Origin of the sequence: Sulfuricystis thermophila (assembly GCF_004323595.1) — a bacterium.
GTDB classification, from domain to species: Bacteria; Pseudomonadota; Gammaproteobacteria; order Burkholderiales; family Rhodocyclaceae; genus Sulfuricystis; species Sulfuricystis thermophila.
This window is the reverse complement of the sequence record NZ_AP019373.1, coordinates 2044306-2057083: the sequence shown is the minus strand read 5'-3', so window position 1 is coordinate 2057083 and position 12778 is coordinate 2044306. Positions and strand designations below refer to the sequence as shown.

Here is a 12778-nt window from a genome sequence, read left to right as displayed (position 1 = left end):
ATGTATGCGCGGCTGGCGGATTTTCCGGTGCTCGACGAGTACCCGCATCGCATTCCGGCCGTGACCTGGAATGCCTGGCGGCGCTTGAGACTTCGTAAGCCGCGCATCGCGCAATGGCGCTTCGATCTGCCGGGGCTCGAGCCTTTCCAGGTGGTGCTCGAGGAGCGTCTGTGGGTCTGCATCGACCCGACGCTCGGTGATGCGCCGATCATCGCCTGGCGGCGTTTTCTCGCTGCGGGGCGCTGCGACCTTTGCGCGCCGGTCGCCTGCACGGTGCTGCAATACCATTTCGGCGCCAGCCGTTATCGCGACCGTATGCTTGCCGTGATTGGCAGCGAACTGGAAGGCCGTCTGCGCTCATGAAGCCCGCTGTGCGCATCCGTTGATCGGGCGCAGCGACGGTCGATCCGTGCTGGCAGCGGCGTCATCCGCGCTAAACTGATCTCATTTGATTGCTTGCCTGCTCGCCAAATGGATATCCGTTCTCACACCTTCGACCGCCTGCGCCGGGTTTTCAGCCGCGGTCTCGATCTGGTCGAATATCTCGGCCTGATGGTGATCGGCATCGCCACTGCGGTGGCGATGTACCACGAAGTGATGGTGATGGTCGCGGCAAGCCGTGTGCAGTTGGCCGATCTGTTGCTGATGTTCCTTTACCTCGAAGTGCTGGCGATGATCGGCCAGTATTTCAAGTCCGGCCAGCTGCCGGTGCGCTTTCCGATGTATATCGCCATCGTCGCGCTGGCGCGCTATCTGATCCTCGACATCAAGGAGATGACCGAATGGCGCATGCTGGCCGTCGCCACGGCGATGTTCCTCATCGCGCTCGGCGTGCTCCTGATCCGCTACGGCCATGTGCGCTTTCCCTACCGCGAGGATAGCGAAGCGTCGGCGACGGAAAAGCCCTTCGTCAAGGAGTGATCCGTTAGCGATCGGCGGGGGTGCCGTCCCGCCAGCGCCGACTATTCGAAGCGAGGCGGCGCCCGGCGGGACGCTCTCGTTTTCCCGCCAGCGCCGACTTTTGCATCCGTGCCGATCGTTAGGCTTGTTTCTTCACCGCCTCGATGAGCGCCTCGGGTTCCGGCGGACGCTTGACGACCAGTACCGCGCAGCCAAGTCCGCCGACGACGCGATCGGTGGTCTGGCCGGCGAGCGTGCGGGCCAGCCCCTTTCTCTGATCGTTGCCGATCACGACGAGATCGGCGCCGATCGCCTCGGCCGTTTCGATGATCGCCTCGGCGGGCGGTTTGGCGACGATGCACGGCTCGGCACCGACCCCCTCGATCTTCATCAGGCCGATCTTCTCGGCGAGATCCTCCTCGGCGCGGGCGCGCTCGGCATCGCTGCTCGCGGCGGTGAGCACGGTGACCGGGAGGTTCATGGCCTTGGCGATTTGTGTAGCGACTTCGGCAGCGGTGGCGGAAATCAATGAACCGTCGCTGGCGACGAGGATGCGGCGGCTGATCGGCTGCGCGCGCCAGTTGGCGATCAGCACGTGACAGGGCGACTGGATCAGGATCTGCTGGGCGATGTCGCCGACCAGGCGCTCCTTGATGTCGCCGCGCGGTGGCCGCCGGCCGATGACGAGGATGTTGGCGTCAGAGGCCCGCGCGGCATGGATCACTTCGGCCACCGGCTCTTTGCCGTAGCGCACCTGGGGCTCGCAGGCCACGCCGGCGAGATTGGCCTTGCGCTCGGCCTGCGCCAGACGCACACGGGCGATCTCGTCGTCGGCGACGGATTCGACCATCGTCATCACGTCGAGCGTGACACCGAAGCTCTTGGCGAGCTGGATGGCGATCTCTTCCGGCGCATGGCTGAATTCGCTGCCGTCGGTGGCGAGCAGCAGGCGCTGGCGGCGGAAGCCGTCGGGCAGGATGCCGCTGTTGCATTCCTTGAAAATGCGCGTCCGGCAGGTGCGGCAAACGTTCGGGTCGAGCGTCCAGTAGAGCGCGCCGGTGACATTGGTCATCACCGGGAAGAAAGCCCCTTCGCCGATTTGATGGACATAGCCGCCCTGGCGCAGGAGCGCCATGTTGGTCTGGTTGAGGCGGTAAAAGTAGAGACCGCCGCCCAGCCGCCGGCGGCGGCGCGCTTCCTGCGCCAGCACTTCCGCGCCGGCGATGTCGATGTAGGACAGCCCGGAGCAGGTGAGCAGCACGGATTTTTGCAGCGGATTGTCCTCGTCGATCTGTTGCAGCACAGACTGCACGTGGCTCGCCGCGCCGAAATAGAGCGAGCCGGTGACGCGCAGGATGCGCAATTGCGGGCACTCGGGGCGCCCCTTGGCGCGTATGAAGTGATAGGCCCCTTCCTCGGGCGCCGGCACGACCGGCACCATTTCCGGCTTCGAGGTGCGGTAGAGGAACATCAGGAGCGACAGGAAGACGCCGAGGAAGATGCCGGCTTCGAGATTCACCAGCGTGCCGACGAGCGTCGTGGCGAGAATCGCGGACTCCGCCTTGCTGGTATGCCAGATGTGTGTGATGTGATGGAAGTCGATCAGTCCCCAGGCGACGAGGAACAGGATGCCGGCCATCGCCGCGGTGGGCAGATAGGCCGCCAGGGGCGCCACGGCCAGCAGGATCAACACCAACGAGAGGGAAGCGAACACCGAGGCAAGCGGGGTCTTGGCGCCCGCCTCGTAATTGACGCCGGAACGGTTGAAGGAACCGGACGAAGCGTAGGCCGAGAAAAAGCTGCCGACGATGTTGGAGAGTCCCTGGCCGATGAACTCCTGGTTGCCGTCGATGCGCTGCTCGGAGCGCACGGCGATGGCGCGGGCGATCGACACCGCTTCGGTGAGCGCCAGCATCGTGATCACCAACGCCGGCCCGAACGTCGCCTTCAGCGCCGGGAGCGAGAAGTCGGGCATCGACAGCGGCGGCAGGCCCGCCGGCAGTGCGCCGACCGTCCTGATGCCGGTGACTTCCTGCCCCTGCCAGAGGTTGAGCGCCTCGGCGAAGAGCGAGCCGACGATCATCGCCGCGATCATGTAGGGAATCTTCTTGAAGTATTTCTTGGTCAGGATGCCGGTCGCCAGGGTGATGAGGCTCACCGAGAGCACCCACGGGTTGATGGCGAAGAACTGCAGGTAGAGCTGATGGAGGATTTCGTAAAACGGCGTGCCGCGCGGGATCGGGATGCCGAAGAAGTTCTTCACTTGGCTCGCGGCGATCAGGATCGCCGCGCCGGCGGTGAAGCCGATCACCACGGTGTGCGAGATGAAATTGACCAATGCGCCCAGACGCGCGAGACCGAGGATCAGCTGGAACACGCCGACGAGGAAAGTCAGCGTCAGCACCAGCTGGATGTATTGCGGCGAGCCGGGCTCGGCAGTATGCGAGAGCGCAGCGAACACGGCGATCGAGATCGCGGTGGTCGGCCCCGAGACGAGATGCCACGAGGAGCCGAACAGTGCGCCGATGACGGCGGGCATCATTGCGGCATAGAGGCCATATTGCGGCGGCAGGCCGGCGATGATCGCGAAGGCGACGCCTTGCGGCAGCACGATCAGCGCGCCGGTGAGCCCGGCGATCAGATCGTCGCGGAGCGTCTGCTTCGTGACCTGCGGCCACCAGCGGAGGAAAGGGAGGATGCGGGCAAGGCGCAAAGAGGCAGTGGTCATCGGCAGAAAATTCGCAATCACTGAAGGAGGAAGTCACGAATTATCGCCGTATTTCGTGAAGCCTCCGTCAAGAAACCGTTGCGCGGCTTGACAACGAAAATTTCACTTCGACGATAAAGCCCCCTTCTGGAGCATTGGCCAGTCGCAGCACGAATCCGGCGATCTCACAAATGCGCGCCACCAGCGCCAGACCGATACCTGCGCCGCGACTTTCCGGGCCGCGCCAGTAGCGTTCTGGCGCGCGGGCAAGCTCATCCTCGCTCATGCCGGGGCCGTCGTCGCTGACCGTCAGTGCCGTTTCACTCACCGTGAGGTCGACCCGGCTGCGGGCATGTTCGCAGGCATTGCGGAGCAGGTTGCCGACCAGGATCGCAAACAGCGGCGCCGCGAGCGGCAGCAAAAGTGTCTGTGGCGTTTTGATTCGTGTCTTGAGAGAACGTTTCTGGCACTGCGGCGTGAGCCGTTCGAACGTTTCGCGTGCGACGAGCGCCGCATCGCACTCGCCCGCGGCCGTCTCTTCCCTGGCCAGCAACAGCAAGGCGTCGACGAGCTCGGCAAGCCGCTGGCTGGCGCGCACGATGCGCCCAGCGCGTTCGCGTTGCACGGGGCCGAGCGTTGCATCGTCGGCGAGCAATTCGGCGGCGCCCTGGATCACGGCGAGCGGCGTGCGCAGCTCGTGACTCGCGTCGGCGGTGAACGCCCGTTCGCGTTCGATGAAACGGGAAAGACGCGTCTGGTAGCGCTCGAAGGCTTCGGCCAAGGCAGAGAGCTCGTCGGCGGGGAGCGTCGCGTGGGGAAGGCGCGGTGGACGATCGACATCGGCCTGCGCGATCTCGCTCGCCAACAGGGAGAGCGGCGCCAGCGTGCGGCCAGCGAGCCACCAGGCGCCGAGGAACACCAGCACGATCACGGCAATGGCGCCGCCGACGAGCCAGATCACAAAGCGCGCCTCGCGCCGTTTCTGCCGTGTCTCATCGAACAGGATCACATAACGCCAGCCGTCACGGAGCTCGACGGCGACACGATAGGGGATGCCGTCGATGACGATCTCGTGGCGTCCCGGTGGCAAGGCACGCACGGCGGGCGGCTGTGTTGCGTCGCTCTGGTCGACGGGCGCGACGAAGCCCCGCAGGCCGACGGCCGCCGGCGGCAGGGAGGCGGGATTGCGGGCGCGCCGCGCGATGTAGTCCTCGATTTCGGCGCCCAGGGTCTGATCCATCAGGCGACGGGCGACGTCGTGGGCGCCATAGGCGATCGCCAGCGAGAGCACGACCGCGACAAAGGCGCCGAAGGCGGCGAAGGAGAGCGCCAGCCGCGCGCGGAAACTAATCCGTCGCGGCATCGGCGGGAGAGGCGGCCAGTCGCCAACCGACACCGCGCACGGTCTCGATCGTCGCATCCGGCGCGCCGGCCGCCGCAAGCGTGCTGCGCAGGGCATAGAGATGGCTGCGCAACGCATCGGAGGGGGTCGGCGCATTGCCCCACAGCGCGCGTTCGAGTTCGCCACGGCGCACCACACGGGGACTGGCGCGCATCAGCATTTCCAGGATGCGCAAGGGAATCGGCGCCAGATCGAGCGGACGGCCCCGGTAGGCGGCGCGCAGGCTGGCGCTGTCATAGACCAGATCGGCGCAACGGATGCGCGTCTTGGCCACCGTCTGGCGGGCGCGGCGCACCAGCGCCAGCACGCGCGCCTCGGCTTCGGCGAGCGCGAAAGGTTTGACCAGGTAATCGTCGGCGCCGGCGGCAAGTCCCGCGACGCGCTCGGCCACCGTGTCGCGCGCCGAGATCACCAAAATCGGCGTGGTGCGGCCGATCTCTTCGCGCAGTCGGCGCATCAGCTCGATGCCATCGATGCCCGGCAGCATCAGGTCGAGCAGGATCGCGTCGAAGTTCTCCGTTGCCGCGAGGTGCAAGCCGGCCTTGCCGTCGGCGGCGATATCGACGAAATGGCCCTGGGCGGTGAAGTGATCCGCGAGGTTGGCGGCAAGATCGGCGTCGTCTTCGACGATCAACAGTTTCAACGGCGGTTTCGGCATGCCGGCATTATTGCCCAAGACCGCCGTGTCGAAACTCGGCGCTGGCGAGACGGCACTCACTTCACCGTACGACTAGCACCGGCCGGTCGGCGAAGCCGATCACCCGTTCGGCCACCGAGCCCATGAGCAGGCGCTCGATGCCGGTGCGTCCATGGCTGCCGATGACGACGAGCGCCGCTTCGTGCTGCCGCATCGCCTCGAGGATCGCTTCATGCGCGCGACCGCTGGCGACGATCCCTCTCACCTTCGGCAGCGTGCCCTGGAATGCCGTCTCGACGCGCTCGACGGCGGCGACCGCCTCGCGTCGGCGCGCATCGGTTTGGTCGGGCAGCACGGCGGAAACGACGATCAGCTCGCGGCCGAGCCGTTCGGCCAGCTTGCCGGCAAACCAGGCCGCCGCATCGCCATGGCGTGAGCCGTCGGTGGCGGCGAGCAGCGGGCCGTCGGCGAAACGCGCGCCGCGCGGACAAACCAGCACCGGCGCGCTGGCATGGCCGATCACCTTGGCGGTGGCGTCCCCGATCAGGTCGCGCGCCAGCCCCCGCTTGCCACGGCGGCCGATCGCGATCAGGTCGGCGCGTGCCTCCTCGGCAGCCTCGACGATGCCGCGGTAAGGATCATCGGCCTCGACGATGAGCTTGCCGCGTTTGCTGCTGTGCGTCTGTTCCAGTCCTCTCTCTGCCGCTCTCGTCGCTTTTTCGAGGGCGGTGGCGCGCAGCTCGGGCACCGCCGTGGCATATTCCGGATTGACCACCGCCACCGCCACCACCAGCAACTCGGCATTCAGTGTCTGGGCCAGCGCGTCGGCCGTCGTCAGCGCGCCACGGCTGTACTCTGAATCATCGCTGGCGACGAGGATGCGACCGAGGGGGGCGGCCGGTTCGATCGCTGCGGCCGTGGGGGCGAGACGGGCAAGGCTGGTTTCGAGCTCGCGCTGCATCTCGAGTTTGCGGTGTTCGGCAATGCCGCGGGTGAGCGAGGTGAGCACGGTCACCGCGCCGAGAATCAAGGCCACGGCGAGCACCGAGTCGCCCAGCGTTTTCAGCGTCCCGACCGTCTCATGGGAAAGCTTCTCGATCAGGGCGAGTTCGGAAAGATAGCCGGGCAGGTAAAAAAAGCGTGAAAACAGCACGGTGAGCATGATCACCGCCATCACCCGCTTGACCTGGTAATCCTTGACGTAGGTGGTGCCGATCGCGCCGAGCTGGATGCCGAATAGCGAGCCGAGCAGGATCAGCATCGACAGGCGCACGTCGACCGCGCCTTCGAGACCGTAGAAGATCGTGCCGCCCAGGCCCATCACGAAGGCGACGACGAGCTCGGTGGCCGAGGCCATCAGCGCCGGCACACCGAGCAGATAGATCATCGCCGGCACGCCGATGAATCCGCCGACGGCGATCGTCGCGGCGAGCATGCCGGTGAAAAAGCCGATCGGAATGACGAAAAGCAAGGAGAGTTCGGCCTTGGCGCTCGGAAAATAAACCATCGTGCCGGGGACGCGGATCGCTTGCACCCAGCGGGCAAGCTTGGACGTCTCTTCGCTTGCAGGCAAGATGCCCTCCTGATCGAGCCGCTTGAGCCGCCGGTAGTCGCGCAGCACATAGGCGCCGACGATCGCCAGCACGACGATGAAGACGACCGAGACATAGAGATCGGTACCGGCGGAGCCGAAGCTCTGCTTGATCGAGGTCATTACGTGCTTGCCATAAAGCATGCCGGACTCGGCGAAAACGCCAAGGAGCACGCCGAGCTTGACGTCGACTTGGCCATATTTGTGGCGCTTGACCGCGCCGACCAGCGCCTTGGGGAACTTGTGGCAGATGTTCGAGGCCACCGCCACCATCGTCGGCGCGCCCAGCGACATCATCGCCGGCGTCAGCACGAAGGCCCCGCCGGAGCCGATGAAGCCAGAGACCATGCCGCCGATGAAGCCGATCAGGACGAGCAGGAAGACCGTCGCGGCATTGAGCTCGATGAACTGGAGTTGTTCCATGATTCACTCCTGCCCAGCCGTTTGCGGCGTTTTCGCCTTGGACGCCGCTTTCAGCCCCATGACCTCCCAAAACAGGCCGGTGAAGGCACCATGTGTGAAGGAAATGGCAAAAGCGATGGCGATGGGCACCAGGACATGCCAAGGGTGTTCGCGGGCCGTGCGCGAGAGTTCGATCACGCGTTCGGATTCGATGAACAGCAAGGCGTAGAGGAAGGCAGTGAGGGCGCCCCAGAAAATCGTCTTCGCCCATAGGCGCCTGTCGTGAATCATGGCAAGACCTCGCTATGAAAATGGCGATCGGTGCTGCTGATCGCCGGATAAACAGCCTCGAAACCTCACGTCGGCTGGCATGAGTAATATCACTGGCTTCGTGAAGCAAGCGTGAAGAGATTCGTGACATGCTGAGTGCCCATCCTCGCCTGCAACGCTTCCTGCCTTTCCTGCGCTGGCTGCCCTATGGCGGCCCAACGCTGCGCGCCGATTTCATTGCCGGCCTGACGGTCGCCCTCGTGCTGGTGCCGCAGTCGATGGCCTACGCGCAACTGGCGGGCCTGCCAGCCTATTACGGTCTGTATGCGGCCTTCCTGCCAGTCGCGGTAGCGGCGCTGTGGGGTTCCTCGAACCAGCTCGCCACGGGCCCCGTCGCGGTAGTCTCCCTGCTCACCGCCTCCTCGCTCGCTCCTTTTGCCGCGCCAGGGTCGGAGCAGTTCATCGCCTTGGCGGTGATGCTCGCGCTGTTGGTGGGTCTGGTGCAGCTCGTCCTGGGCGTCTTCAAGCTCGGCGTGGTGGTGAATTTCCTCTCGCACCCGGTGATCGTCGGCTTCACCAACGCCGCGGCGATCATCATCGGCCTGTCGCAGTTGAACAAACTCTTTGGCGTGCCGATGGGCCGCTCGGAATCCTTCCTGGCCGACATCTGGGGCGTGCTGCAGCTCGTCGGCGACACCCACTGGCCGACGCTGGCGATGGGTCTGGGGTCATTGGCGGTCATCTGGGGCTTTCGCCATTTCGCGCCGAAATGGCCGGGCGTCTTGATCGCCGTGGTGCTGGCGACCTCGCTTTCTTGGTGGATCGGCTTCGAGAAGACGGCCGCCGTGTCCGTCGAGGCGATTGCTGACGAGCGGGTGCGGTTGCTGCTCGAAGAGTACCGGCAGGCCGAGACGCGCACCCATGAACTCAATGCCCGGCTGCTCGATAAATCAGCGGCGTTGAAGGCGCTCGACAAGGCGGCGCATGAGACGGCGGCGCAACGCGTCGAGCTCAATTACGAGATCGAACTGTTGCGTCTGCAGATCAAGGACCGCGAGGAGGAAAACCGCCGGCGCAGCCGTGCGCTGCGCACCTTCGTTTTCGAGCGCGGCATGGCTGCCGATGGCACGGTGCGCTTTCATCCGCATGGCCAGGTGCCGCCGGGCGAGACGGGCGATGGTCTGCGCTGGCGCATCGTGCGCGGCGTGCATGGCGAGAAGGGCGAGGTGAAACTCTCCGGCGGCGGCCAGGTGGTCGGCAAGATTCCCGAGGGCTTGCCGTCGTTTGCGCTGCCGAAGATGAATTGGGAAATGCTCGGCACGCTGCTCACGACGGCGATCGTCATCTCGCTGGTCGGCTTCATGGAAGCGATCTCGATCGCCAAGGCGATGGCGGCGAAGACCAAACAGCGGCTCGATCCGAACCAGGAGCTGGTCGGTCAGGGGCTCTCCAACATCGTCGGCAGCCTGACGCAGGCCTTTCCGGTGTCCGGCTCGTTTTCGCGTTCGGCGGTCAATCTCAACGCCGGCGCCGCGACCGGCATGTCCTCGGTGTTTACCGCGCTGTTCGTGCTGCTCACGCTGCTGTTCCTGACGCCATTGCTTTATCACTTGCCGCAGGCGACCCTGGCGGCGGTGATCATCATGGCCGTGGTGGGGCTCGTCAATTTCGCGGCGATCAAACACGCCTGGCAGGCGAGTCGGCACGACGGCATCGCGGCGATCGTCACCTTCGTCGCCACCCTTGCCGTGGCGCCACATCTCGACAAGGGCATCCTGATCGGCGCCGGTCTGGCCATCGGCCTGTTCCTCTACCGCACGATGACGCCGCGCGTCGCCGTTCTCGGTCGCCATCCCGACGGCACGCTGCGCGACATCCGGGTAGCCGGTCTGCCGGAATCGAAAACGGTGGTCGCGGTGCGCTTCGACGGACGGCTCTATTTCGCCAACGTCGCCTGGTTCGAGGATGCGGTGCTCGAAGCGGTGGCCGAGCATCCACGGATGAAATACCTGATCGTCGTCGGCGATGCGATCAACGAGCTCGATGCCTCGGGCGAAGAGGTGATCCACCATCTCGTCGAACGCCTGCGCGCCAATGGCGTGACGCTGCTCTTCGGCGGCCTCAAGAAGCAGGTGCGCGATGTGATGCAAGCCACCGGGCTGATGGACGCGATCGGCGCCGAAAACGTCTTCGGCACTGCCGATGCCGCGATCGAGGAAGCCTACCGCCGCGCCGCCGCAGCCGGCATCGAGACCGCCGGCACGCTGTTGCGCCCTGCCTCGTGAACCGGTGCCGTCCTGCCAGCGCCGATTTTCCACTTCGAGTGTGATCCCATGAAGAAAAATCTCAAGTCCATCATTGCCGCAGTGCTGTTTTTCCTCGTCTGGCTCGTCGTCGCCAACGTCGTGCCGTCGCGTGAAATCGCCGTCGCGTTCGGCATCCTGATGCTGACCGTCTATCTGTTCGCGTTCGAGGTGGTCGGTGTCGATGTCGCCGCCGTGACGGTGATGGTGATCCTCGGCCTGGTGAGCCACTTTCACGATTGGCTCGGGCTTGCCCGTCCGCTGGTGCCGGGGGCGGAGCTGTTCCGCGGCTTTTCCGGCAACGCGGTGGTGTCGATCATCGCGGTGATGATCATCGGCGCAGGGCTCGACAAGACCGGCCTGATGGGTCAGGTGGCCGGCTTCATCCTGCGCGTCGCCGGTCGTACCGAAGCGCGCATCATTCCGGCCATTTCCGGCACGGTCGGCTTCATTTCCAGCTTCATGCAGAACGTCGGTGCGGCGGCGCTCTTCCTGCCGGTGGTCGCGCGCATCTCGGCGCGCACGGGGTTGCCGATGTCGCGCTTGTTGATGCCGATGGGTTTTTGCGCGATCCTCGGCGGCACCATCACGATGGTCGGCTCGTCCCCGTTGATTCTTCTCAATGACCTGATCCTTGCCTCGAACAAGGCGTTGCCGCCGGATCAGCAGATGCAGACCTGGCCATTGTTCACCGTCACGCCGATCGGGCTGGCGCTGCTCGCTTCCGGCATCGTCTATTTCGTGCTCGCCGGCCGTTACGTGCTGCCGGGCAAGGCCGAAGAGGACATGACCAGCGGCACGAGCGCCATGGATTACTACCGCGAGCTCTATGGCCTCGATTACGCCTTGCGCGAGGTCGAGGTGCCGGCGGGCAGTCCCTTGGTCGGCAAGACGCTCGAAGAGATCGAAAAGCCCTGGCGGCTGCGCGTCATCGCCATGCTGCGCGGTGCAGACGATCTGCGCATCGGTCCTGGCGGCGTGGCGCGCGACGTCGCCATCGAGGCCGGCAGCGTGCTGGGGGTGTTGGGTGCGCCGGAGAAACTCGATGCCTTTGCCGCCGAGCATGGGCTGGTTTTCCGGCCCGAACTCGTCGCCTTTGCCGATACGCTGGCGCCCAACAAGGCCGGCATCGCCGAAGTGGTCATCCCGCCCGGCTCGGATCTGATCGGCAAGAGTGCGCGCGACGTCTGGTTGAGAAAAACCTATGGCCTTGCACTGGTCGCGCTGCATCGCGCGGGGCAGACGCTCCGCGAGGGCGATGGCATTCGCGACCTGCCGTTCCAGGCCGGTGATGCGCTGATCGTGCACACGCCCTGGGCGGCGCTCGCGCACATCGAGAAAGACCGCAACTTCGTCGTCGTCACCACCGAATACCCGCACGAAGAGCTGCGGCCGCACAAGGTCAGGGCGGCGTTGATCTGCTTCGGCATCGCACTCGGCCTGATCCTCTTCTCCAAGATCACGCTCTCGGTCGCCCTGATGACCGGCGCGATCGGCATGATCCTGACGCGGGTGCTCAACATCGAGGAAGCTTACCGGGCGGTGAGCTGGAAGTCGGTGTTCCTGCTCGCGAGCCTGATTCCCCTCGGCCTGGCGGTGGAGACGAGCGGCACGGCGAGATGGATCGCCGAGCAGACGCTGACGCTGCTCGGCGGCACACCGGTGTGGGTGATCCAGCTGGCCATCGCGGTGCTGGCCACGTTCTTCACGCTGGTGATGTCCAACGTCGGCGCCACCGTGCTGTTGGTGCCGCTGGCGGTGAATATCGCGATCGGCGCCGGCGCCAATCCGGCGGTGTTCGCGCTCACCGTGGCGCTCGCGACCTCGAACTCCTTCTTCCTGCCCACCCACCAGGTCAATGCGCTGCTGATGGGGCCGGGCGGCTATCGCGTCGCCGACTACATGCGCGCCGGCGGCATCATGACCGTGCTGTTCATCACGGTGCTGATGGTGATGCTCAACATCGTTTTTTGAAGAGGATTAGAATTAGTTTTTTTGAGTCATGATTCGCAAAAACCCCAGCGGGCACCTGCCCATCGTCCATGAATCCGCCTTCGTCGATCCGACCGCGATTTTGTGCGGCAAGGTGATCGTCGAGGAAAACGTCTTCATCGGCCCCTACGCGGTGATCCGTGCCGACGAGGTGGATGAAAAGGGCGAGATGGAGCCGATCGTCATCAAGGCCGGCTCCAACATCCAAGATGGCGTGGTGATCCACTGCAAGGCCGGCGGCGGGGTGACGATCGGCCGTGCGACTTCGATCGCGCACCGTTCCATCGTCCATGGGCCGTGCACGGTCGGCGACAACGTCTTCATCGGCTTCAACTCGGTGCTGTTCAACTGCACGGTGGGCGATGGCTCGGTCGTGCGCCACAATTCGGTGGTCGAAGGCTGCCATGTGCCGCCGGGCTTCTACATCCCCTCGACGACCAACGTCCATTCGGATGCCGATCTCGCCAACATCCAGCGCGTCACCGGCGACGCGACGAGTTTTTCCGAAAGCGTGGTGATGGCGAATCTCTCCTTGGTGCAAGGGTACAACCGTATCCGCAACGAATTCTGATCG

Annotated in this window: 10 protein-coding genes; 5 read left to right on the top strand and 5 right to left on the bottom strand. The window is 65.1% G+C overall.

The annotated features are described in order from the left end of the window. The gene (locus M52SOB_RS10395; RefSeq protein WP_131111742.1) at nucleotides 1-363 is read left to right on the top strand and encodes a hypothetical protein; all 363 of its coding nucleotides are present in this window, start codon (nucleotides 1-3) and stop codon (nucleotides 361-363) included. Between the two features lie 108 nt (nucleotides 364-471). Then, nucleotides 472-921 carry a phosphate-starvation-inducible protein PsiE gene (locus tag M52SOB_RS10390; RefSeq protein WP_131111741.1) on the top strand — a complete coding sequence of 150 codons (450 nt, stop codon included), beginning with the start codon at nucleotides 472-474 and terminating at the stop codon, nucleotides 919-921. A 118-nt stretch (nucleotides 922-1039) separates the two neighbouring features. Here the strand turns inward: M52SOB_RS10390 and sulP are convergent, their stop codons facing one another. The 5 genes from sulP to M52SOB_RS10365 form a co-directional block, all read right to left on the bottom strand. Beyond that, nucleotides 1040-3628, bottom strand: a complete 2589-nt coding sequence (gene sulP / locus M52SOB_RS10385) for a sulfate permease (RefSeq protein ID WP_131111740.1) — start codon at nucleotides 3626-3628, stop codon at nucleotides 1040-1042. Nucleotides 3629-3695: 67 nt separating this feature from the next. Then, nucleotides 3696-4970, bottom strand: coding sequence for a sensor histidine kinase (locus tag M52SOB_RS10380; RefSeq protein ID WP_131111739.1), 1275 nt, complete (start codon nucleotides 4968-4970; stop codon nucleotides 3696-3698). Continuing rightward, the gene (locus tag M52SOB_RS10375) at nucleotides 4954-5727 is read right to left on the bottom strand and encodes a response regulator transcription factor (protein ID WP_284155073.1); all 774 of its coding nucleotides are present in this window, start codon (nucleotides 5725-5727) and stop codon (nucleotides 4954-4956) included. Before M52SOB_RS10375 ends, M52SOB_RS10380 begins: the two co-directional genes overlap by 17 nt. 1 nt (nucleotide 5728) lies before the next feature. After that, nucleotides 5729-7660: a TSUP family transporter gene (locus M52SOB_RS10370; protein WP_131111738.1), complete on the bottom strand. Its 1932-nt coding sequence runs from the start codon at nucleotides 7658-7660 to the stop codon at nucleotides 5729-5731. 3 nt (nucleotides 7661-7663) lie between these two features. Next, complete coding sequence (locus M52SOB_RS10365; RefSeq protein WP_131111737.1) at nucleotides 7664-7930, bottom strand: hypothetical protein; 267 nt, start codon at nucleotides 7928-7930, stop codon at nucleotides 7664-7666. 128 nt (nucleotides 7931-8058) lie between these two features. Here M52SOB_RS10365 and M52SOB_RS10360 point away from each other — a divergent pair, with 128 nt between their 5' ends. From M52SOB_RS10360 to M52SOB_RS10350, 3 genes are read left to right on the top strand one after another with little or no spacing between them, the layout of a single operon-like run. Further along, the gene (locus M52SOB_RS10360; RefSeq protein ID WP_131111736.1) at nucleotides 8059-10194 is read left to right on the top strand and encodes a SulP family inorganic anion transporter; all 2136 of its coding nucleotides are present in this window, start codon (nucleotides 8059-8061) and stop codon (nucleotides 10192-10194) included. Nucleotides 10195-10242: 48 nt separating this feature from the next. Continuing rightward, nucleotides 10243-12186 (top strand): SLC13 family permease, encoded by a 1944-nt coding sequence (locus M52SOB_RS10355; protein ID WP_131111735.1) that lies wholly within the window; start codon nucleotides 10243-10245, stop codon nucleotides 12184-12186. Nucleotides 12187-12214: 28 nt separating this feature from the next. Further along, nucleotides 12215-12775: an LbetaH domain-containing protein gene (locus M52SOB_RS10350; protein ID WP_131111734.1), complete on the top strand. Its 561-nt coding sequence runs from the start codon at nucleotides 12215-12217 to the stop codon at nucleotides 12773-12775. The last annotated feature ends 3 nt before the right edge of the window (nucleotides 12776-12778 follow it).